The 23,149-nt window shown below is 63.7% G+C and carries 20 protein-coding genes; 17 read left to right on the top strand and 3 right to left on the bottom strand.

Annotated features, from left to right (window positions below):
- Positions 1-15 precede the first annotated feature (15 nt).
- The 9 genes from NKI01_RS17095 to NKI01_RS17135 all read left to right on the top strand — a co-directional run bounded on the left by NKI01_RS17095 (position 16) and on the right by NKI01_RS17135 (position 10,430).
- The gene (locus NKI01_RS17095; RefSeq protein ID WP_352483692.1) at positions 16-1,659 is read left to right on the top strand and encodes an ABC transporter substrate-binding protein; all 1,644 of its coding nucleotides are present in this window, start codon (positions 16-18) and stop codon (positions 1,657-1,659) included.
- The gene (locus NKI01_RS17100) at positions 1,649-2,593 is read left to right on the top strand and encodes an acetamidase/formamidase family protein (protein WP_352547584.1); all 945 of its coding nucleotides are present in this window, start codon (positions 1,649-1,651) and stop codon (positions 2,591-2,593) included. The genes NKI01_RS17095 and NKI01_RS17100 overlap by 11 nt, the downstream gene beginning before the upstream one ends.
- Entirely contained in the window at positions 2,590-4,386 is a 1,797-nt protein-coding gene (locus NKI01_RS17105) for an ABC transporter ATP-binding protein (protein ID WP_352963980.1), read from the top strand. The genes NKI01_RS17100 and NKI01_RS17105 overlap by 4 nt, the downstream gene beginning before the upstream one ends.
- A gap of 203 nt (positions 4,387-4,589) precedes the next feature.
- Complete coding sequence (locus NKI01_RS17110) at positions 4,590-5,474, top strand: dihydrodipicolinate synthase family protein (protein ID WP_023716962.1); 885 nt, start codon at positions 4,590-4,592, stop codon at positions 5,472-5,474.
- Positions 5,475-5,513: 39 nt separating this feature from the next.
- Positions 5,514-6,173, top strand: coding sequence for a GntR family transcriptional regulator (locus tag NKI01_RS17115; RefSeq protein ID WP_352963983.1), 660 nt, complete (start codon positions 5,514-5,516; stop codon positions 6,171-6,173).
- Positions 6,174-6,234: 61 nt separating this feature from the next.
- The gene (locus NKI01_RS17120; protein ID WP_023716964.1) at positions 6,235-7,572 is read left to right on the top strand and encodes an extracellular solute-binding protein; all 1,338 of its coding nucleotides are present in this window, start codon (positions 6,235-6,237) and stop codon (positions 7,570-7,572) included.
- A gap of 35 nt (positions 7,573-7,607) precedes the next feature.
- A complete protein-coding gene (locus NKI01_RS17125; RefSeq protein WP_245274609.1) occupies positions 7,608-8,510 on the top strand; it encodes a carbohydrate ABC transporter permease in 903 nt (300 codons plus the stop codon).
- Positions 8,511-9,332 carry a carbohydrate ABC transporter permease gene (locus NKI01_RS17130; protein WP_023674179.1) on the top strand — a complete coding sequence of 274 codons (822 nt, stop codon included), beginning with the start codon at positions 8,511-8,513 and terminating at the stop codon, positions 9,330-9,332.
- 39 nt (positions 9,333-9,371) lie between these two features.
- Entirely contained in the window at positions 9,372-10,430 is a 1,059-nt protein-coding gene (locus NKI01_RS17135) for an ABC transporter ATP-binding protein (RefSeq protein ID WP_023716965.1), read from the top strand.
- A gap of 30 nt (positions 10,431-10,460) precedes the next feature.
- Here NKI01_RS17135 and NKI01_RS17140 read toward each other — a convergent pair whose 3' ends face one another.
- Positions 10,461-11,534 (bottom strand): Gfo/Idh/MocA family protein, encoded by a 1,074-nt coding sequence (locus NKI01_RS17140; RefSeq protein ID WP_502895933.1) that lies wholly within the window; start codon positions 11,532-11,534, stop codon positions 10,461-10,463.
- 60 nt (positions 11,535-11,594) lie between these two features.
- Entirely contained in the window at positions 11,595-12,251 is a 657-nt protein-coding gene (locus NKI01_RS17145; RefSeq protein ID WP_245278494.1) for a GntR family transcriptional regulator, read from the bottom strand.
- Positions 12,252-12,475: 224 nt separating this feature from the next.
- On the opposite strand from NKI01_RS17145, the gene NKI01_RS17150 reads away from it, so the two are divergent.
- Both NKI01_RS17150 and NKI01_RS17155 read left to right on the top strand, forming a co-directional pair.
- On the top strand, positions 12,476-13,633 hold the full coding sequence (locus NKI01_RS17150) for an LLM class flavin-dependent oxidoreductase (protein ID WP_023716968.1): 1,158 nt from the start codon (positions 12,476-12,478) through the stop codon (positions 13,631-13,633).
- Entirely contained in the window at positions 13,633-14,115 is a 483-nt protein-coding gene (locus NKI01_RS17155) for a flavin reductase family protein (RefSeq protein WP_352494370.1), read from the top strand. The genes NKI01_RS17150 and NKI01_RS17155 overlap by 1 nt, the downstream gene beginning before the upstream one ends.
- Here the strand turns inward: NKI01_RS17155 and NKI01_RS17160 are convergent.
- A complete protein-coding gene (locus NKI01_RS17160) occupies positions 14,100-15,167 on the bottom strand; it encodes a LacI family DNA-binding transcriptional regulator (protein WP_352494369.1) in 1,068 nt (355 codons plus the stop codon). The two genes, NKI01_RS17155 and NKI01_RS17160, sit on opposite strands and share 16 nt — an antisense overlap.
- 110 nt (positions 15,168-15,277) lie before the next feature.
- Between NKI01_RS17160 and bglB the strand changes: the two genes are divergently transcribed.
- From bglB to NKI01_RS17190, 6 genes are all read left to right on the top strand, one after another.
- Positions 15,278-16,378: a beta-galactosidase BglB gene (gene bglB, locus NKI01_RS17165; protein ID WP_352494368.1), complete on the top strand. Its 1,101-nt coding sequence runs from the start codon at positions 15,278-15,280 to the stop codon at positions 16,376-16,378.
- Positions 16,375-17,208, top strand: coding sequence for a 5-dehydro-4-deoxy-D-glucuronate isomerase (gene kduI, locus NKI01_RS17170; protein WP_051409560.1), 834 nt, complete (start codon positions 16,375-16,377; stop codon positions 17,206-17,208). The genes bglB and kduI overlap by 4 nt, the downstream gene beginning before the upstream one ends.
- Complete coding sequence (locus NKI01_RS17175) at positions 17,205-19,724, top strand: hypothetical protein (RefSeq protein ID WP_352788339.1); 2,520 nt, start codon at positions 17,205-17,207, stop codon at positions 19,722-19,724. Before kduI ends, NKI01_RS17175 begins: the two co-directional genes overlap by 4 nt.
- 87 nt (positions 19,725-19,811) lie before the next feature.
- Entirely contained in the window at positions 19,812-21,080 is a 1,269-nt protein-coding gene (locus NKI01_RS17180) for an ABC transporter substrate-binding protein (protein ID WP_352494366.1), read from the top strand.
- Positions 21,077-22,099: a carbohydrate ABC transporter permease gene (locus NKI01_RS17185; RefSeq protein ID WP_023716975.1), complete on the top strand. Its 1,023-nt coding sequence runs from the start codon at positions 21,077-21,079 to the stop codon at positions 22,097-22,099. The genes NKI01_RS17180 and NKI01_RS17185 overlap by 4 nt, the downstream gene beginning before the upstream one ends.
- Positions 22,096-23,148 (top strand): carbohydrate ABC transporter permease, encoded by a 1,053-nt coding sequence (locus tag NKI01_RS17190; RefSeq protein WP_023716976.1) that lies wholly within the window; start codon positions 22,096-22,098, stop codon positions 23,146-23,148. Before NKI01_RS17185 ends, NKI01_RS17190 begins: the two co-directional genes overlap by 4 nt.
- Position 23,149 lies beyond the last annotated feature (1 nt).

Here is a 23,149-nt window from a genome sequence, read left to right on the forward strand (position 1 = left end):
GAAAGGGAACATGACATGAGAAAATATCTGATATCGACCGTGGCGGCATCGGCGCTTGCGCTGGTGCTTGGCATGACGAGCGTACGCGCCGAAGACGCCGTCGATCCGAATGCCAAGCAGGGCGGCGCGATCACCATCACCTACAAGGACGACGTCGCTACGCTCGATCCGGCCATCGGCTATGACTGGCAGAACTGGTCGATGATCAAGAGCCTGTTCGACGGGCTGATGGACTACGAGCCGGGCACCACCAACCTGCGGCCCGACCTTGCCGAGAGCTACGAGATTGCGCCCGACGGCAAGACCTTCACCTTCAAGCTGCGCCAAGGAGTGAAGTTCCACAATGGCCGCGAGATGACCGCCGACGACGTGAAATATTCTCTCGACCGGGTCACCAATCCAAAGACACAGAGCCCTGGTGCCGGCTTCTTCGGGTCGATCAAAGGCTATGACGATGTCGCTGCCGGCAAGGCGGAAAGCCTGGCCGGCATAACCGTCGTCGATCCCTACACGATCAAGTTCGAGCTGACCCGGCCCGACGCCACCTTCCTGCATGTCATGGCGATCAACTTCTCGCACGTCGTGCCGAAGGAAGAGGTCGAAAAATACGGCGCGGACTTCGGCAAGCACCCGGTCGGAACCGGCGCCTTCAAGCTCGCCGAATGGACGCTCGGCCAGCGCGTGGTCTTCGAGCGCAACCCGGACTACTGGCACAAGGACCTGCCGCATCTCGACAAGATCACCTTTGAGATCGGCCAGGAGCCGATAGTGGCGCTGCTGCGGCTGCAGAAAGGCGAGATCGACGTTCCCGGCGACGGCATTCCGCCAGCGAAATTCCAGGAGGTGATGGCCGATCCCGAGCAGAAGGCCCGTGTCGTCGAGGGCGGCCAGTTGCACACCGGCTATATCACCATGAATACCACCATGGCGCCGTTCGACAATCTGAAGGTGCGGCAGGCGGTCAACATGGCGATCAACAAGGACCGCATCGTCCAGCTGATCAACAACCGTGCGGTGCCGGCCAATCAGCCATTGCCGCCGTCGATGCCTGGCTACGACAAAGAATTCAAGGGCTATCCCTATGACGTAGCCAAGGCCAAGGCCTTGCTTGCCGAGGCGGGGCATCCCGGTGGTTTTGACACGCAGCTGTTTGCAATGAATACCGATCCCAACCCGCGTATCGCGCAGGCCATCCAGCAGGATCTGGCGGCGGTCGGCATTAAGGCCAGCATCCAGTCGCTCGCGCAGGCCAACGTCATCGCCGCCGGCGGCGACAAGGCCGGTGCGCCGATGATCTGGTCCGGCGGCATGGCCTGGATCGCCGACTTCCCCGATCCGTCGAACTTCTACGGCCCGATCCTCGGCTGCGCTGGTGCCGTCCCGGGCGGCTGGAACTGGTCGTGGTATTGCAACAAGGAGCTCGACGCCAAGGCGGCCGAAGCCGACTCCATCGTCGACCCGGCCAAGGCTGGCGAACGCGCCAAGATGTGGAGCGAGATCTACGGCAAGATCATGGACGACGCGCCCTGGGCACCGGTGTTCAACGAGCAGCGTTTCACCATGAAATCAACCCGCATGGGTGGCGCGGACAACCTCTATGTCGACCCGGTCCACATCCCGATCAACTACGACAATGTGTATGTGACCGATGTGCAATAACTGCGACTACACCATCCACGGGCGCCACCATCATTTCGGCTGGGACAATTCCTTTGTCCCGGCCGAACGGGTGGCGCCAGGGTCGACGATCGAGTTCCAGTGCCTGGACTCGTCCGGCGGGCAGCTGACGATGGAGAGCACCGTTGACGACGTTGCTTTGCTCGATTTTGCCAAGGTGAACCCGGTCACTGGGCCAATCTATGTCGACGGGGCAGAGCCGGGCGATGCCCTGAAAATCACCATCGAGGCGTTCAAGCCGTCCGGCTTCGGTTGGACAGCGAATATCCCGGGATTCGGTCTGTTGGCGGATGACTTCACTCAACCGGCACTGAATATCTGGAAGTACGACGCCGCCTCGCTCGAACCGGCGCTGTTCGGCAAGAGCGGCTGGGTGCCGCTCAAGCCCTTCGCCGGCACCATCGGCAATGCCCCGGCTGAGCCGGGTCTGCATTCGGTGGTCCCGCCGCGGCGGGTGGGCGGCAATCTGGACATCCGTGATCTCGCTGCCGGCACGGTGCTCTACCTGCCCGTAGAGGTCGCGGGAGCGTTGTTCTCGGTCGGTGACACGCACGCCGCGCAAGGCGACGGCGAGGTCTGCGGCACGGCCATCGAGAGCCCCATGAACGCCGTGCTGACGCTCGATCTGGTCAAGGATGCCCGGCTGCGGACGCCGCGTTTCACGACGCCCGGTCCGGTGTCGCGACATCTCGACGCCAAGGGCTATGAGGTGACAACCGGTATCGGGCCGGATCTGATGGACGGCGCCAGGAGCGCCGTCTCGCAGATGATAGACCTGCTCTCCGGCCGCTACGGTATGGATCCGGTAGACGCCTATATGCTTGTGTCGGTTTGCGGCGACCTGCGCATCAGCGAGATCGTTGACATGCCCAACTGGGTGGTTTCTTTCTACTTCCCGCGCTGCGTCTTTGAATGAAGGTGGAGGACATCAAACGATCCGGGCAGGCCGCCGCGGAGAGTGGCTCTGTCAGGCCGGTACTCAGCGTCTCAGGTCTGAGCGTCGCCGTGCGCGGCGAAGAGGGCGACCGCGACGTCGTTTCCGACCTGACATTCGACCTGATGCGCGGCGAAACGCTTTGCATCGCCGGCGAGTCCGGTTCCGGCAAGTCGATGACGGCGCTGGCCATCATGGGCTTGCTGCCGCAGCCGGCGGCACGCATCAGATCAGGCTCCATCCGGCTCGGCGATCAGGATCTCGCGGCTCTTAGCGAGAGTGGTATGCGCCGCATCCGCGGCGACCGCATTGCCATGATCTTTCAGGAACCGATGACATCGCTCAATCCGGTTCTTTCCATCGGCCGGCAGCTCACGGAGGCGATCGCGGCACACACCTCGCGGTCGCGCTCCAACTCGCGGCTGAGGGCGCTCGAGGCGCTGAAGGCAGTCCGAATTCCGGATGCCGAACGGCGGCTCGAGCACTATCCGCACGAACTCTCAGGCGGCATGCGCCAGCGCGTGATGATTGCCATGGCTCTGGCCCTGAATCCGGATGTGCTGATCGCCGATGAACCGACGACCGCCCTCGACGTCACCGTTCAGGGCGAGGTGCTGGAGTTGCTGCGTGACCTGCAGCGCGAGCACGGCACCAGTGTTATCCTGATCACGCACGACATGGGTGTCGTCGCCGAGATGGCGGACCGCGTTATCATCATGCGCGATGGCCGGATGGTCGAGCAGGGCAGCGCGACCGACATCTTCACCCGCCCGCAGGCAGATTATACGCGCGAGCTTCTGGCCGCCGTGCCACGCATCGGCGGCGGACGGCCGGCCGAAGACCGACAAGACGCCGCCCACATGCCGGCCGAGCTTGTATCCGTCAGCGATCTTCACGTCCGCTTCGACCTGCGCGGCGGCTTCTTCGGTCGCGTTGACCGCAGGGTGCACGCGGTCGAGGGCGTCAGTTTCTCGATCGCGCCGCACGAAACGCTGTCGCTGGTCGGCGAATCGGGCTGCGGCAAGTCGACGACGGCCAAGGCGATCGCCGGGCTGGTGCCCTACACCGGCAGCATTTCAATCGGCAGCCACGACTTGTCGGCGCTCAGCCGTAAGGAGCGCAAGGCTGTACGCCGCAATGTGCAGATGATCTTTCAGGATCCCTTCGCGTCCCTCGACCCGCGCATGCGAGTAGGCGATCTCGTCGCCGAGCCTCTGCTGATCCACGGCCTCGGCGACAAAGAGCAACGGCACGCCCAGATCGCCGCACTGTTCGAACGCGTCGGCCTCTCCGCTGACCAGATGGAGCGCTATCCCCACGAATTCTCCGGCGGGCAGCGCCAGCGAATCTGCGTTGCACGGGCGCTGGCGCTGCGACCAAAGCTGATCATTGCCGACGAGAGCGTCTCTGCTCTCGATGTGTCGGTGCAGGCGCGCGTGTTAAGATTGCTGAAGGAACTGCAGCGCGAATTCGGCGTCGCATATCTCTTCATCTCGCACGACATGGCGGTGGTAGAGAACATCTCCGATCGCGTGGCGGTAATGTATCTGGGGCAGATCGTCGAGATGGGCACCCGCGACCAGATTTTCTCCAACCCGCGCCATCCTTACACAAAGCGGCTGATCGAAGCCGTTCCGGTTCCCGATCCAGGCCGGCGCCGCGCCAGGTTCGCCCGTTTGGACAGCGAAATTCCAAGCGCTGTGCGGCGCATCGGTGACGAGCCCCGGAAACTCAAGCTTGAAGATGTTGGCGACGGCCACCTCGTCGCCACTTGATCAGCTTAGGCCGCCTCGTCCAGCCAATCCGCAGACGCTCGGGGACAGCAGCATATGTGATGCTCGGGCGGCAGGATGTGATCGGTGATGGCGCTGCCGCGGCAGCGCCAATCGGCGATGCCGAGTTGGCAAGATCGCCAGTTTACATCTGACATGTTAGCGTGCTAACGCCTACGTGCACATTGATTTCAACGGAGATCGCATTGGCTTCCCGCTTTGGTCTTTCGGTTGCCTTAGCCACACCCTTCGACCCGTCGGGGCAGATAGCGCTCGCGCCGATGATCGCGCACGCCCGAGCCTGCCTTGGCGCCGGCTGCAGCAGCGCGACGCTGTTCGGCACCACCGGGGAAGGAGCCTCGGTGGGCACCGACGAGCGGCGGATCGTCACCGAAGCCATGTTGGCGGCCGGTATACCGGCACATCAGCTCGTCGCCGGCGTGCTGGTCGATGCAATCGAAGATGCCGCCGATCAGGCTCGGCACGCTTTGCAGCGCGGCGTTCGCAACATTCTGCTCGCTCCGCCGAGCTACTTCAAGAATGTCGGCGAGAACGGGCTGTTCGGATGGTTTTCCGCCGTCTTCGCCGCACTCGGCCCGCTGGCGCGTGATGTGCTCCTCTATAACATCCCCTCTGTCACCATGGTGCCGCTCCCGCTTGGGCTGATCGGCCGGTTGCGCGCCGCCTTTCCCGCTGTGGTGGCCGGGGTGAAGGATTCCGGCGGGGACTGGAGCTACAGTGAGGCGCTGCTTGAAGCGCATGGCGATCTGGTGATCCTGATCGGCGACGAACGGCATCTGGCGAGAAGCGTGCGCCGCGGCGGACAGGGTGCGATTTCCGGCATGGCTAATTTTGTTACCGGCGAAATCCTCGCAATGGTCGAAGACGGCCGCGACGACCCACGCGTCGAGGACTTCGTGCTCGAATTGCTCAAATACCCGGTCACACCGGCGGTGAAGGTCATGGTCGCGCGCACGACCGGCGACGAGCGCTGGCTGGCGGTCCGCCCGCCCCTGGAGGCGATCGGCCCACAAGGACGGCGGCAGCTTGCCGCGGCCTACGACAGGCTGTTTGCGACAGAGGCGGCCTGACCGACAAGGCCGGGCTGGCCGACAAGGAAGCGAGCTGAAGTGGAAGACGGCAGCGAACCGATCACTCTCCGGGAGAAAGCCTATGCCAGCTTCACGCGGCATTTGCTGGCCCGTGATCTGCGGCCGGGGCAGTTCGTGTCACAGCGCGAACTGGTCGCTTTCACCGGGCTGCCGCTGGGCGCTATTCGCGAGATCGTCCCGCGTCTCGAGGCCGAGGGATTGCTGACCACCATCCCGCAGCGCGGCATGCAAATCGCGCACATCGACATCAATCTGATCCGCGAGGCCTTTCAGTTTCGGCTATTCATGGAACGCGAGGCGGTGGCGCTATTCACGGCCAGCGCTTCAGATGCCGAACTTGCCCGCATGCGGCGCGAACACGAGGAGATGCTGGCTCAAGCTCTGGGGCAGGCGCCGACGCCGGAAATGGAAGCCAAGGCCCAGACCATCGACTGGGCCATGCACGATACCTTTATCAATGCGCTGGGCAACGAGATCATCGCCAAGGCCTATCTGGTCAACTCGGTGAAAATCCGGCTGATCCACCAGGTGCGTTTCCGCATCGACGGTCGCGTGGTGCCGGTGATGCGCGAACATTTGGCGGTCATCGAAGCCATGGAGAGCCGCAATTCGCAAAAGGCGGTTGAAGCGATCAGTCTGCATATCGACAATGCGCGCCGGCTGGCGCTCCAGATCTGAGGAAATATAGCCGCGCCGCGGTTCGCGGCGCATCCACAACGACAGCAACCGGGAGGAAGAAATGTCGTCCAATCTGTTCAACCCAACCAGGAGGCAACTCCTTGCCGGAACCGCGGCGCTCACCGCCGCCGGCCTTGTGGGGCTCCGCCCTAGCTTTGCCGCAGGCGTCGACTGGAAACGCTTTGCCGGGACGACGCTTGACGTCAATCTGGTGAAAAGCCCGCGCAGCGACACCATCCTGAAATATCTCGCCGAGTTCGAGGAACTGACCGGCATCAAGGTCAATGCCGAGGCCACGCCCGAGCAGCAGCAGCGCCAGAAGACGGTGATCGAATTGAGCTCGGGCAAGCCCAGCTTCGACGTCGTGCATCTGAGCTACCACGTGCAAAAGCGCCAGTTCGAGAAAGGTGGCTGGCTGGCTGACATCGCCGGCTACCTCGCCGACCCGTCGCTCACCGACCCGGGGTTGGTCGAAAGCGACTTCGCCGAGGCCGGCATGCTGTTTGCCAAGGACGGCCAGGGCGTGCTGCGCTCGCTACCCTTCTCGGTGGACTACTGGATACTCTATTGGAACAAGGAGCTGTTCGAGGCCAAGGGCCTCAAATACCCCGAGACCTTCGAGCAACTGGTGGCCGCCGCCGAAGCGCTGACCGACCCGTCGACCAATACATACGGCTTCGTCGCCCGCGGGCTCAAGAACGCAAATACGCCGGTGTGGACATCGCTGATGCTCGGCTACGACATGACGCCGCTCGACGACAAGGGCAAGCTGCGCACCGAGGCTCCCGAGGCGATCGAGGCTGCCGCGCTCTATCAAAGATTGATGACCAAGTCCGCCCCTCCGGGCGTCACCGGGTTCAATTGGGCCGAAGCACAGTCTGCCTTCCTGCAAGGCAAGATCGGCATGTGGCTCGACGGCGTGGGTTTTGCCCCGCCGATGGAAAACCCGGAAAAATCGAGGGTGGTCGGCAAGGTCGGCTACGGCGTCATGCCCAAGGGTCCCAAGGCGCATGCCTCGGGCACCTTTGGCGACGGGATTGGCGTTACCGCCGCCAGCGAGAAGAAGGAGGCCGCCTATCTGTTCTGCCAGTGGGCGGTATCGCCAGCCATGGGCGCGAGGCTGTTGCAGGCCGGCGCCGGCGTTCCGTTCCGCAAATCCGTGCTGGAGGATCCCAAGGTGCGCGAAGGCGTCACTATGCCGGCAAGCTGGCTTGATGCCGTGATCGGCTCAGGCAATATCAGCCGGCTGGCGCTGCCGGTCATCATTCCCGTCACCGAATTCCGCGACATCTATGGCGTGGCGCTGACCAACATGATTGCCGGCGCCGATCCCGCCGCCGAGCTGAAGAAGGCCACCGAGCAGTTCCAGCCGGTTCTCGACAGGAGCGAGCAGGGCTGATGTCGGCCACCACCCCAGAACAGACCGGGGTGACGATGCCGGTTATCGACGGGAGCCAGACGATCCGGCTGGCTCCCAACTACTGGCCTTTCGTTGTCCCCGCACTCGTCGTCGTTGGCGCCGTCATCGTTTTTCCTTGGGCTTTCACGCTGTGGATGAGCGTCAACCGCTGGACGCTCGGCCAGTCGCGGAGCTTTGCCGGGATGGAAAACTACCTCCGCCTGGCAAGCGACCCACGTTTCTGGGAATCCCTTGTTCATACGTTGACCTACACCTTCCTCTCGGTTGCAGCGCCGATGCTCCTGGGCACCCTGGCCGCCCTGATCTTCGACGCCAGGTTTCCGCTGCGCGGTCTGCTGCGCGGCGTCTTCGTCATGCCGATGATGGCGACGCCCGTTGCTGTGGCACTGGTTTGGACCATGATGTTCCATCCTCAGCTCGGCGTACTCAACTACTTGCTGTCGCTGGTCGGCATCCCGGCTCAGGAATGGATATTCAATGCCAACACGGTCATCCCGTCGCTGGTTGCGGTCGAGACCTGGCAGTGGACGCCGCTGGTCATGCTGATTGTGCTGGGTGGGCTGGCTTCGGTGCCGCGCGAGCCCTTCGAAAGCGCCGAGATCGACGGCGCCAATGCCTGGCAGCAATTCCGCTATCTCACTTTGCCGATGATCGCACCGTTCCTGATGATCGCGGTCATCATCCGCACCATCGATGCGCTGAAGAGCTTCGACATCATCTACGCGATGACCCAGGGCGGGCCGGGCACGGCCTCGGAAACCATCAACATCTATCTCTACAACACCGCCTTCTCCTACTACGATATCGGTTACGGTTCGGCCATGGCCGTGGTGTTCTTCATTGTCATCGTGGCCCTGTCTTTTGTCCTGCTGATGCTGCGCCAACGCTCGCAGTGGATCGATACGGAGGGCAAATAGATGAGTTCACGGCTGCTCAACCAGATCGGTCTGTTTTTCGCTGCCCTGGTTTTCGTCTCGCCGGCGATCCTGTTCTTCCTCTGGATGATCTCGCTGTCGCTGAAGTTCGAAATCGACAACGGTGCCTATCCGCCGATCCTGATCCCCGAACGTTTCGCCTGGTCGAACTATGTAAAGGTGTTCGAGGAGAACAATTTCCTGCTCTATCTCTGGAATTCGGTTCTGGTGACCGGCACGGCGACCTTGCTGGCGCTGCTGATCGGCGTACCGGCCGGCTATGGCATCGCGCGGCTCAAGGCCGAGCGATCCGCCGTCGTCATCATGATCGCCCGCATGACGCCTGGGCTATCCTATCTCATCCCGCTGTTTCTGCTGTTCCAATGGATCGGGATTCTCGGCACGCTCTGGCCGCAGATCATCATCCACCTGGTGGTGACGGTGCCGATCGTGGTCTGGGTGATGATCGGCTATTTCGAGACCACGCCGATGGAACTGGAAGAGGCAGCCAATATCGACGGCGCCAGCTCCTGGCAGGTTTTCCGGCTGGTTGCCCTGCCCATCGCCAAGCCGGGCATCGTCGTCGCCTTCATCCTGTCCGTGATCTTCTCGTGGAACAATTTCGTCTTCGGCGTGGTGCTCGCCAGCCGGGAGACGCGCACATTGCCGGTCGCCGTCTACAACATGCTGTCCTACGAGCAGGTCAGCTGGGGGCCGCTCGCCGCGGCGGCGCTGGTGGTGACGCTGCCGGTGCTGATCCTGACCATGTTCGCGCAAAGGCAGATCGTCGCGGGGTTGACCGCCGGCGCCGTCAAGGGCGGCTGAGACGCGTCCGGACATCACTTTTTTTCCAGGAAAGATCCAATGGCATCGGTAACGATCAACAACGTGCAGAAGGCCTTCGGGGCCACCAAGATTATTCACGACGTCAGTGTCGATATCGCCGACGGCGAGTTCGTCATCCTGGTCGGCCCGTCGGGATGCGGAAAGTCGACGCTGCTGCGCATGATTGCCGGACTTGAAACGATCTCGGGCGGGAGGATCGCAATCGGCGAGCGCATGGTCAACAATCTGCGGGCGCGAGACCGGAACATCGCGATGGTGTTCCAGAACTATGCGCTCTATCCGCATATGACTGTGGCCGACAATATGGGCTTTGCCCTGAAGATCAAGAAAGCCGACCCGGCCGACACCGCTGGCCGGGTCCGGAAGGCAGCCGGCATTCTTGGCCTGGAAAAGCTGCTTGACCGCTATCCGCGCCAGCTTTCCGGCGGCCAACGCCAGCGCGTCGCCATGGGCCGCGCGATCGTACGCGACCCGCAGGTTTTTCTGTTCGACGAGCCGCTCTCCAACCTCGACGCCAAGTTGCGCGTCCAGATGCGCGGCGAGATCAAGGCCCTGCACCAGCGGCTGGGTACCACGACGATCTATGTCACGCACGACCAGATCGAGGCCATGACCATGGCCGACAAGATCGTCGTGCTGCATGACGGCCTGGTCGAGCAGATCGGCGCGCCGCTTGACCTCTACGACCATCCCGCCAATCTCTTCGTTGCCGGTTTCATCGGCTCGCCCGCGATGAACTTCATCGCCGGCCGCATCGAGGAGGGCGTGTTCCGCAGCGCCGGCGGGTTGATCCTGCCGTTGCCGGAAGGCACCCAGCCGGCGGATGCCGCAGGACGTGAACTCGTCTACGGCATTCGCCCGGAACATATCCGGGCAACCGGGCAGGGCATGCCGGGCACGGTCACTCTTCTCGAGGCGACTGGCTCCGAAATCTTCGCCAGGGTCGACTGCTCCGGTGAAGAAATCTCCTGCCTCTTCCGAGAGCGGCTTGCGCTCAAGCAAGGCGAAGGGGTGCGGATCGAGATCGACCGCGCATGTGCGCATCTGTTCGACGCAGCAACCGGTCGGCGCATCTGACCCTATGGTCTGGTGAATGCGTGGTCGGCCTCAGGTCGGCAACGCGAATTCAACGGCAAGTTCGATGGCGCGGCCTTCGCGGGCCGATCTCTGGGCGGCGAGACCCATGACGACGGCCCACCAGCCGTCTTGCAAGGTCACTTCCACTTTGCCTTGTCCGCGCACCGCAGCGGTGAAGCGGACATGCTCGAAATAGGTCGAACCGTTATGGTCGCCTGCCTCGAGCAGCCGGGGGTCGACGGGAATCTCCAGCAGGCGTGGTCCAGGCGGATTGCGCGGGCTGACGATCAACTGGGGCACTGGCGCAGGGCCAAGGTGGGTCGGCCAGAAGCGACCGGGACCCGGCACCAGACATTCGATCTTTCCGTCGCCGCCGACAGCGCAGAGTTCCTCCTGGTAGCGGCTGCCCTCGGCGAACATGCAGAGTTCCAGCATGGCGCGCGCACCGCTCGCGAAATCAACCAGCACATAGCCATGGTCAAGGATATCCGGCCTCTCACCGCCGTAGCGTTCGTCGAGATGGTTTACGGCCTGTCCAGCGCTCGCCATCACGCGGACGGGGTCGGATCCGAGGATCAGCCGCATCAGGTCGAAGAAGTGGCAGCACTTCTCGACGAATGTGCCGCCGGTGTTGCGGTTGAAGCGGTTCCAGTCGCCGACCTTGGCCAGAAATGGGAAGCGGTGCTCGCGGACCGTCAGCATGCGGATGCCGCCGGTGGCGTGGCGGGCCTGCTCGACGAATGCGGCGACGGGCGGCATATAGCGGTATTCCATGGCCACCCAGACGAGCGGAAGCCGAGCTTTCAGCGCCGCGATCCGCCCCTCGCCACCGGCGTCGGTGAAGAGCGGCTTTTCCACCAGCACCGGCAGTGGTCGAAGTGCGGCGATCTGCTCCATCTGACCGAGGTGCTGGTGGTTGGGGCTGGCAATCAAGACGCAGTCTACCTCGTCCATGGCCAGCAGTTCGGCGATCGATGCCGCCGATCGCGCGCCCGACGCCGTCGCCAGCGACGCCGCCAACATGCCGGGGTCCGGCTCGAAGATCGCGGCCACATGCGCGTCGGGCAACAGAGCGATGTTGCGGATGTGCTCGCGGCCCATCATGCCGCAGCCGATGATGCCGTAGCCGATCGATGATCTGGTCACGCTGCGACTTCCTCCGGCCTATCTGAAACGCGTGACGTAGCGCGCCGCGCCCGGATCGAACCAGCTGCGGGAATATTCCGCGCTGGCGCCGTCGCCAGCCCAGGCGATACGTTCAATGAAACCCACGACCGTCCCCGGCGGTGGCCTGAACTCGAGCGGGACCCAGTCCGGCGCGGGTGCGACGGCAACATGGTCTTCGGCCCGAACGATCGTAAAGCCGAGCGCGAGCCGGTAGTGGAGATAGAGGGATTCCGACAGGTCCTCGCGCTTGAGCCGCTCGGCGCGGCTGACGTCGAGCCAGATCTCCTCGACCGCGGCCGGCTCGCCGTCGAGCCGCCGCAGCCGGCGTATACGGTGGGCTTCGCCGGCGCTGCCGAATTGCGGCAGGTCGGCGGGCTTGGGCAGCCGCTCGACGGACAGCACGTCGGCGCTCGGCAGGCCGCCACCGCCGATGCGCTCCAGGCGAAAGAAGGCATAGATCCCGAGCAAGTCGCCGCGCGCTCGCACATAGTTACCCGAGCCCTGGATGCGATCGAGAAGGCCCTTTTCGGTCAAATCTGCCAGCGCGCGCCTGAGCGTGCCGACGGCAATCCCGAGGCTCGCGGCCATCTCGCGCTCGGGCGGCAGCCGCGCCCCGTCGGGCAGCCGTCCGGCCGCGATTTCGCGGATCAGCATTTCGCTGGTCTGCAAGTGCACAGGCAAGGGCCCGCGCATCTGGCTGGATCGGTGGCCTGGGTCCGCCCTTGTCAAATGCATCGGTGTTCCAATCGCATCTCGGTTTCGGGTTTGGCTCCAAAATTGATACAGTATTGATCTACACAGAAACGAATGCTACGCAAGCCCTATTCGCAGCTCCGGACGTCATTGAGTGGCCCGGACGTCTTTTCTGAAGAGTGGCAATGAGCATCGTCCCAATCACCTCGCCGGATCTCGATGCTGCCGAAGTCTCGTGGTTCGCCGCACTCTGCTCGGACGACTATCGATATCTCGGCGTGCCGGACGGCGCACTGCGCTCGGGCTGGGCGCATTGCTCCGAGATCGTGAAGACGTCCGAGGCACTCGGTTTCCGCAACATCTTGTGTCCGTCGTCCTATCAGGTCGGCCAGGACACGCTGAGCTTCGTTGCCGGCTGCGCGCCGATCACGTCGAAGATCAATCTGCTTGCCGCTGTGCGCTGCGGCGAGATGCAGCCGATCATGCTGGCGCGCACGATTGCGACGCTGGACCACATGCTGGAAGGCCGGCTGACGGTGAACGTCATTTCGTCGGACTTTCCGGGCGAGACAGCCGACAGCGCCTACCGCTATCAGCGTTCCCGCGAGGTGGTGCAGATCCTGCGCCAGGCCTGGACCAGGGACAGCATCGATTTCGAGGGCGAGGTCTATCGCTACAAAGGGCTCTCGACGGCGCCGGCGAAGCCCTATCAGCAGAATGGCGGCCCGCTGCTCTATTTCGGCGGTTATTCGCCCGACGCGCTCGAGCTTTGCGCCGAACAGTGCGACGTCTACCTGATGTGGCCGGAAACCAAGGAGGAGCTTGCCGGCCGCATGAGAGCAGTCCACGAGCGCGCCGAGCGTCATGGGCGGACGCTCGACTACGGCCTGCGCGTCCACATGATCGTGCGCGATACCGAGGCAGAGGCAAAGGAATATGCCCGGGAGCTGGTTTCGAGGCTGGACGACGAGCAGGGCAGGGCGATCCGCGAGCGCGCGCTCGACGCCCGATCGCTCGGCGTATCGCACCAGGCCAGGAACCGCCAGATCGCCGATGCCGAAGGCTATGTCGAGCCGCATCTGTGGACGGGGGTCGGGCGGGCGCGCTCTGGCTGCGGCGCGGCGCTGGTGGGCTCGACCGATCAGGTTCTGTCGGAAATCGAGGCGTATATGAAGATGGGGATCCGCGCCTTCATCTTTTCCGGCTACCCCCATCTCGACGAGGCGCGTCATTTCGGCACCAAGGTCCTGCCCCAGCTCAAGACATGCTCGCTCCCGCACGCCTATGGCCGGGTGCCGGAACGGATCCCGGCGACACCACTGGGAACGGGGGAGCGCCGCTGATGGAGCATGTCGTGTGCGATCCAGGCCTTTTGCGCAATGCCTTCGGGCGTTTCGCCACCGGCGTCACGGTCGTCACCACCGGCACGGCCGACGGCCCGGTCGCAATCACCGCCAACAGCTTCTCATCCGTGTCGCTCGACCCGCCGCTGGTGCTCTGGTCGATCGGCCGCCACTCGCGCCGGTTCGAAGCCTTCGCTAATTCCGCGCACTACGCCATTCACGTGCTGGCGGAAGATCAAATCGATCTGTGCTGGCGTTTTTCGAAGTCGGGGACGGACTTTGCCGATCTTGATCTGTCATGGAGCGAGCACGGCGTGCCATTGCTGCCGCGCGCACTGGCGCGGTTCGAATGCAGCGTCGCCGAACGCTTTCCGGCTGGCGACCATATGATCCTGCTTGGACGTGTCCTTGAACTGGAGACGCAAGAGGGTTTGCCGCTGCTCTTTGCTGGCGGCAAGTCGCGCCCTCAAGAGGCCAGTTGATGACCGCCGGCGCCGCTCCGGGCTGGTGCCGTCGACTGGCGCACCACAAGATTGCAGGCAAGTTCGACGCGACGCGGCGGCGACCCCGAATGCGCCATGTCGTCGAGCAGCAGGCTAAGCGCCGCCGATCCGATCTCGCGCATGGGAATGTGCATCGCCGTCAGCGGCGGATTGCAGAAGGCAGCGAGCGGCAAGTCGTCCATACCGACCACGGACACATCGCCAGGCACCGAATATCCGGCCTCCTGGACGCCGGCGATGGCACCAAACGCCAGGCTGTCGCCGGCCGTCAGCACGGCGGTGAAATCGAGGCCGCGGGCCGCGATGCGCTCGGTCACGGCCCTGCTCGCAAGTTCCGGCAGCCAGTCCTGCACCTCGACCACGAAGTCGTCGAAGCCGACAATGCCGGCCGTGATCAGCGCGTCGCGCCAACCTTCGTAGCGCCGCTCGATCGTGCGCCGCCCACGCCGCATCAGGAACAGGATGCGGCGGTGGCCGAGGCCGATCAGATGCTGCGCGGCAAGCATGGCGGCAGAGCGATTGCAGGGCGTCACGCTCGAATGGCGCATCGAGGGATCGTCGCCGTTGACGAGCACGATCGGCTTGGCGAATCCGGCTGTCAGCGTCAGCACATCGTCATCGTCCAGTGTCAGAAACAGGCAGCCGGCGACGGTGTCGTCGCGCTCGGATTCACGCAGCAGCGCGATTTCGTCCTCGGGCGCCGAAACCGGCCGGGTCACCAGTTCGACGCCCAGCAACCGGGCGCGCTCGTTGAGCCCATCAAGGACATGGTAGGTGAACTGATTGCGGGCACTGTCCACCATTGCCACGCTGCTTGCGGCCAGGATGACCTTGCGGCCGGCAACCGAGGCGGGAATGGCATAGTTCATCGACTTCGCCGTTTCGATGATCCTGGTGCGAAGCTCGTCCCTCACGCCGCCGACACCGCTCAGCGCACGGGAGGCGGTGCTGACCGACACGCCGCAACGCGCCGCGATCTCCTCAAGTCGAATGCGGCGGCTGGGGCGCCCGCGCTTGCCCTGGATATTCATCCGCTCCGTCATCTCCGCCAAGTCACCCGATTAATGCAAAAAATTTTCAGATTGCGCAAGAAAAATGGCTGTGAAACAGTTCCGATGAAGCGGGAGAAACGGGAGGAGTGATGCCGCTGTCGGCCGAACGCCTGAATTCCGTGCTTGCCAGCCTCGTGGCCGGCATGACCGGCTTGCGTCATGACGGGCGGTTCCATGAGCCGAATCTCGACGGCACGCCGGGCGACTATGTCAGCTTCGACAGCTGGGAATGGCCGCAGGGCGTCGGGCTCTACGGGCTGGTTCGGCTGTGGGCGCAGACCGGCGACGATCGGCTGCTGCAGACGATCGAGGCCTGGTACGACCGACGCATCGCTGCCGGTCTCCCTGCGATGAACGTCAACACCACGGCGCCTCTGCTGGCGCTAAGCGAATTGTGGCGGCGCCGGCGCCAGCCGCGCTTCGAGCCGGTCCTGCGCGAATGGGCCGAGCAGGTAGTCACCGCCTTGCCACGGACGCCCGAAGGCGGTTTCCAGCATGATGTTTCGGACCGGGTCAACGACGACGAATTGTGGGACGACACGCTGTTCATGGTGGCGCTGTTCCTCGCATCCTACGGCCAGGCTGCCGGTCAGCGTCGCTTCGTCGAGGAAGCAGAAAGGCAATTCCTGGTCCACGCCCGTTATCTCGCCGACCCGGCATCAGGGCTGTGGTTTCACGGCTGGACGTTCGCGGGACGGCACAATTTCGCCCGTGCGCGTTGGGCGAGAGGCAATGCCTGGATTACCGTCGGTATCCTCGAACTGGTGGAGTTCGCCGAAATTGCACCCTCGGTCCGGGCCTATCTGCTCGGCGTGCTGGAGACGCAGATCAACGCCCTGCTCGAGGTGCAGGCAGGTTCGGGCGCATGGCACACTCTGCTCGACGACCCGACGTCTTACGAGGAGATTTCCGCCACGGCCGGCTTCGGCTACGGGTTGATGAAGGCCGCGCGGCTCGGAATCGGCTCGACAGAGTGCCGTGCCGCCGGCCTCCGCGCCTTGGAAGCCGTGGTGGCCAACATCGATGACAAAGGTGTGGTGGCGAACGTGTCTTATGGCACACGCATGGGCGCCGACCTGCAGTTCTATCGCGATATACCCATCCATCCGACGGGCTACGGACAGGCGCTGGCCATTTTGTGCTTGACCGAAGGGACCCGGCATCTGCAGTCGAAGGTGGAGGCGGCATGATGCGGACGCTCTATGGCGTGTCGCCGGGCGATATTGCCGGCATGGACACGGACCGGCTGAGGGCCGAGTTCCTGGTCGACGGCTTGTTCCGGCCCGGCGCGATCGAATTCGTCTACACCCATGTCGACCGCATGATCGTCGGTGGCGCGGTGCCGCTGGCCAACCCGCTGACATTCGGCAACGGGGCCGAAGTCGGCACGCCGCTCTTCTTTGACGCGCGCGAGATGGGCATCGCCAATCTCGGCGGCAATGGCGCCGTCGCGGTGGACGGCAGGCGCTTTCCCGTGGCTAACCGCGACATCGTCTATATCGGACGCGGAGCGCGCGAGGTGACGCTGGAGAGCGACGATCCGGAGAGGCCGGCACGCTTCTATATGAACTCGGTGCCGGCCGGCGCCGCTATTGCGCACCGTCTCATCGTCAACAGCGAAGCCAAGCCGCTTGTGCTCGGCGAGGAGGCTCGCGCGAACAGGCGCACGCTGCGCATGTACATCCATCCCGAAGTGGCCCCGTCCTGCCTCTTGCTGATGGGGATCACCGACCTCGCGCCGGGCAGTGTGTGGAATACCATGCCGCCGCATCTGCATGAGCGGCGCATGGAAGCTTATTGCTACTTCGACCTCGCCGAGGCCGACCGTGTGGTCCATCTGATGGGCCGGCCTGACAAGACGCGCCACCTGATGGTTGCGGACGGTGACGTTGTCCTGTCGCCCGCCTGGTCTATCCATATGGGTGCCGGCACCGGCCCCTATGCTTTCGTCTGGGGCATGACCGGCGAGAACCAGGCCTACACCGATGTCGATCCAGTACCCGTGAAGGATTTGCGATGAGCGAGGCCGCGCAAAGCGTTCGGACGGACTTTACGCTGCGCCGGCCGCTCGTGGCGGGGCAGCCAATCGTCTATTGGCGGCTCGGGTCTATCGCCGAGCAACGCTACGACGTGGCCGACCAGCCCATGCAAGGCGAGATGGATCCCTTCTTCTTCCTTACCAAGCACAAGAATTTCATTCCCCATGAATATCCGTGCCGCACGCAGTTCGCAGCGGAACGACGCGGCAAGCGACCACAGGTCAGCGCCGAATTCGGCGCTGAGCGCATCTGGTTGCCCTTCGCCTCGCCACGCATCGACCTGTCGGGCTTCTGGTTCCGGCCGACGGTGCTTGGGACCTGGGCCGAGACCACCATCGAGGCGGCCTCGAGTGGCGAGGTGATGGTACGGCTGCGTACATGCGGCGGCGCCATACTCTTCGCCAATGGCGAGGAAGCCGGCTGGATGGCGCCCTACGGCCGCAATCTGGAAAGTGCCGAGCACTTCAAGATCGTGCTGAGGGTCGGCCGCAACGACATTCGCATATGGTTCGACGATCTCGCCGAGCGCGACGCCCGCTACTATTTCCAGCTCGATTATCTATCCGGTCCGGCTGCTTCGGTCGCACTGCCGATCGAAGTCGAGAGCGGCGTTGCCGATGCGATGGAAGCAGCCCTCGACGACATGCATTTCGACCGTCCCGCCTATGACGGCGGCGAGGTGGCGCTCGTCACCGGCGTGGCCCTGCCGCGCGACGCGCAAGTCGAGATCGAGATCGAAGGCGATTTCATGTCGATCGAGACGCCGGTGCGCTTCGCCTTCGATCTGCCAACGGGCCAGACGCGGCTGCCGATCGCCGATACCGAGCAGCTGCCGGCCGACTTTCGCCATTTCAAGGTGTCGCTGAGGGTCGCAGACCATGCCGTATCGCGTGTCTTCGGCGTCGAGATATGCCACGCGCACCGTCAGGGCGATGCGCCGGAAACGCTTACCGCGCGTATAGATGAGGCTTTGCGCGAGGTCGCCGATCACGCCGAGGCCGATACGGTGCGCGCGCTGGCGCGCCTGGCGATCGGGCAGCAGGGCGCCGAGACCGACGCCATGATCTCCGGCACGCTGCCGGCGATCGAGGATTGTCACGATTGCGCCGACTTCATCCTGGTGCCGCTGCTGTGGTGCCGCAAGGCCTATGGCGATCGGCTGGAAGTGAGCCTGCGCGCGCGCATCGACAACGCCATCCTCGGCTATCGCTACTGGATGGACGAGCCCGGCAATGATGTGCAGTGGTACTTCTCCGAGAACCACGCGCTGCTCTTCCACACCGCCGCCTATATTGCTGGGAGCCTGTTGCCTGATGTGCGGTTCGTGCGGTCGGGCCGCCTTGGCCGCGAACAGTCCGCGGTGGGAGCCGCGCGGGTACGCGCCTGGCTCGATCATTTCGAGGCATGGGAGATGGCCGAGTTCAACTCGGCGCCCTATTTTCCGATCGACCTCAAGGGCCTGTGCGCGCTCTACGCGCTGGCCCCGGACAAGGACATCGCCGAACGTGCCGGCAACGCAGTCATACGCCTGCTTGAAATCGTCGCCCGCTCGGCGCATCGCGGCATCCTCACCGGGGCGCAGGGCCGCTCCTACGAGCACACGCTGCGCGCCGCGCGTTCCCTGGAATTGTCCGGCATCTGCCGCATGCTTTGGGGCAAGGGCAATTACGGCATGCGCTTTCACGCGCTGCCGCAGCTGGCATTGTGCCTGCGGGATCACGATTTGAGCGTTCCGGACGGGTTGGCAGCAATTGCTTCCCTCACCGACGATACGGCGTGGGAATGGACTTTCGCGCAGGGACAAGACCGCTTCGCGCGGCTCTACCACTACAAGACGCGCGGCCATGCGATGGGCAGCGCCGCTGGCTATCGCTGGAATCAATGGGGTTATCAGGAGACCGTCATTCACGCCCGGCTGGGCAAGAATCCGGATGCGCAGATCTGGATCAACCACCCCGGCGAAGTGCTGCAGTCGGGATATGGCAGACCATCATATTGGGGTGGCTCAGGCACGTTGCCCCGGCTTCACCAATACCGCGACCTCGCCATCGTCAGCTTCTCCTGCTCGGATGAACAGCCCGACTTCACGCACGCCTGGTTCCCCGCACGTGCCTTCGATGCCGTGCGAGTGGGTGGCGATCGGGCGTTCGCGCAATCCGGCGACGCCTTCGTCATGCTGAAGACGGATGTTCCGCTCACGCAGGTAGAGGCCGGCCCGACGGCCGGCAACGAGTTGCGGGCGGCGGGACGCAGGACGACATGGATCGTTCGCCTCGGTGACAGGGATGCCAATCTGCCGGCGCTCGACGCCTGGGCGGGCGCCTTTGCCGGCCTGTCGGTGCGGTCGGGTCCCGACGGCGAGTTGATCGTCGAGGATCCGGAGTACGGCACGGTGCATTTCCTCGCCGACGCAAGGATCGTGGCCGAGGGACGTACACTCGATCCGGCCAACTGGACCGTGCGCGGTGAGGCGATGCGCATGAAGCACAGAGAGTAGGGAGGAATCGGCTGCGACGCTCAAGAGGAGAGGGCGTAGCGGCTTGAACTATCGGGGCGCCGCCCCGCTAAAGGAGGAGACGAAAGCATGAATAAGTCCCGCACTTTGCTGGCCGCGCTATCGGTCAGTCTGCTCGCATCGACCAGCGCGTTTGCCGGCGACGTGCGCATCATGTGGTATTCGGACGGTGTCGAAGGCGATGTCATTCAGGACATTCTGAACCGCTTCATGAAGGACAATCCCGACATCCACGTCACGCTCGACAACGTCGCCTACAAGGTGATCCAGGAGCAGCTGCCCATCCAGCTCGAAGCCGGCCAGGGCCCGGACATCGCCCGCGTCACGAACATCAAGGAGCTTGCCCAGCACTGGCTCGATCTCAGGCCACTGGTGGCCGATCCGAAATATTGGGAGGACAATTTCGCTGACACGCTGGACTGGATGCGCCCCGACGGCTCCAACGCCATCCCGGGTTTCATGACCCAGCTCACGCTCACCGGCGGCTTCGCCAACAAGACGTTGTTCGAACAGGCCGGCGTGCCGCTGCCCGGCGACAAGGCGACCTGGGACGACTGGATCAACGCCGCCGCCGAGGTGGCGAAGAGCCAACAGCTTCCGGCTGCCTTCGCCATCGACCGTTCCGGCCACCGCATTTCGGGTCCGAATGTCTCCTTCGGAGCGAACTATATCGGCCCCAATGGCATGCCGGCCAAAGTGGACGACGGCACCAAGGCGTTCGTCGGCAAGCTCGTCGACTGGACCGCCAAGGGCCTGATGCTGAAGGATACCTGGGTGTCGGCGGCAGGCTCGACCTACCGCGCGGCCGCCGACGACTTCATCAACGCCCAGATCCCGTTCTACTATTCGGGCAGCTGGCAGGTCGCCAATCTGTCGACCAAGATCGGCGACAGTTTCGACTGGGTGGCAACCGGCTCGCCCTGCGGTACTACAGGCTGTTCGGGCGTGAAAGGCGGCGCGGCGCTGGTCGCCATCAAATACACGAAGAATCCCAAGGATGTCGCCAAGGTCATGGATTATCTGGCCCGTGAAGACGTGGTGGAAGAGTTCAGCGAGCGCACGCTGTTTCTGCCCGCGCACAAGGGCGTCGTAGACAAGGGCGGGCTGAAATGGGTCTCGGCCGACAAGAATGTCGGTCCGGCGCTCGACAAATTCGTCAAGGCGGCGGGTGAAACCCTGCCGGCGGCCGATGCGCTGCCGCCGTGGAAGTGGGCCAATGCTTACTTCGCCGCGCTGGTGACGCGCGTCAGCCAGGTGATGGCCGGCGAGCTCAGCCTCGACGATGCCTGGGGCAGGATCGACCAGGATATCGCCGACAAGGTTGCCGAGGCGAAGTGACCGCCGCCGCGACACTGAAGGCATGGATTGGCGCCGCCCTCGCGGCGCCGGTCGTGTGGCTGGCATCGATCGTCAACGTGCCGCTGAAGTTCTGGCAGCGCGCGACGGGCACCGGCGGCATGGCCGCGTTCTTCCTGGCCCCAAACATGGCGATCTTCGGCATTTTCGTCCTGGTGCCGATGATCATCAACTTCTTCTATTCGGCCACGTCAGGAACGGCCTACTTCCTGCAGGACCGAACCTATGTCGGGCTCGAGCAATACCAGCGCCTGCTCGATTGCGGCAACTACCTGGACACTGCCACTTGCCACGAGGATCTCTTCTGGAAGGCCGTGCACAATACCGGCCTGTTCGTCGTCGTGCAGGTGGCGCTGATGACGGTCGTGTCGATGGCGACAGCGCTGATCCTCAACCGTGAGATCGTCGGGCGCAGCTTCTGGCGCGCGGTGTTCTTCTTTCCGGTGCTGCTGTCGCCCGTCGTCACCGGTCTGATCTGGCGCTGGATCCTGCAACGCCAGGGCTTGCTGAACCTGATCGTCCATGATCTGGGCGGCGAGCCGCACAACTGGCTGACCGACCGCTTCTGGGCTTTCACCGCCGCCGTCAGCGTTTCGGTCTGGGCCCATATGGGCTTTTATACGCTTATCCTGCTTGCCGGATTGCAGGCGATCCCGCGCGACCTTTACGAAGCGGCCGAGATGGACGGCACGAAGCCGGCGCGGGTGTTCTGGCGCATCACGCTGCCGCTGCTGATGCCTAACCTGCTTGTCGTCATCGTGCTGACGCTGATCCGCGCCGTGCAGATCTTCGACGAAGTCTATGTGCTGACGGGTGGAGGGCCGGGAACCTCGACCCTCTATATCACGCAGTACATCTATGAGATCGGCTTCGCCTCCCTGCTGCGCAATCCGGGGCTGGCTTCGGCGGCTTCGATCTTGATGGGGTTGGTGCTGGTCGTGCTCACCTTAGTTCAGCTGCAGGTCGGACGCCGGGGTGAGCGGAAAGGAGCCCGCGAATGAGCAGCGTCATGACATTCCTGACCCGCCGGCGCGGCGGTCGCGGCTGGCACTGGACGGATATCGTGAGCTGGCTGTGGCTGCTCGGCGGCGTTGTCATCATGTTCGGTCCGGCCGTTTGGCTGGTGGGTTCGTCATTCAAGACACCGGCACAGCTCGCCGAGTTCCCGCCGACCATAATGCCTTATGTCAGCCAACAGGCGAGGGTCGAAGGCTACGATAAGCCGCTGGCCCTCTACAGGGTGAAGCTTCCGGATGGTTCGACCAAGGTGCTGGCCGAGGTGCGGCGCATCGGCATCATGGCGCAAATGGTGGACCCGCAGGCGCCGAACGATATCGTCAAGGTCAACATCGCCGACCGGCAGCCGGTGCGCGAAATCGGCTTCGCAACGGAGAACTACACCGAGCCCTTCGTCCATTTCGACTTCCTGCGCTATCTGCGCAATTCGGTCTTTGTGACGGCAATGGCGACGCTGATCACGCTGCTCACCAATTCGATGGCCGCCTTCGCCTTGTCGAAATACAAGTTCCGCGGCCGCGATCTGACGATGCTTGTGATCGTCGGTACGCTGATGGTGCCGCTGTCGGTCATCCTGGTGCCGCTCTATTCGGTGGTGGGCGCCGTCGGACTGCTCGATTCGCTGTGGGGCGTGATCTTGCCGACCGTGGCGACGCCGACCGGCGTCTTCCTGCTGCGCCAATATATGCTGACCATCCCGGACGAGCTGCTCGATGCGGCGCGCATGGACAACGCTTCCGAATGGCAGATCTACTGGCGCATCGTATTGCCGCTTGCAGCACCGGCGCTCGCCGTGCTGGCGATCTTCTCGGTCGTCTGGCGCTGGAACGACTTTCTGTGGCCGCTGGTGGTGCTGTCGCGCAAGGAACTCTACACACTCCAGGTCGGCCTCAACACCTATGCCGGCCAGCTAAACGTGCAGTGGCACTACATCCTGGCGATGACCGTGGTGACGATGATCCCCGTCGTCCTCGTCTTCGTCTTCCTGCAGCGTTACATCACTTCCGGCATTGCCGGCACCGGACTGAAGTGAG

It is taken from the genome of Mesorhizobium sp. M0815 (assembly GCF_040319995.1).
Taxonomy (GTDB): Bacteria; Pseudomonadota; Alphaproteobacteria; order Rhizobiales; family Rhizobiaceae; genus Mesorhizobium.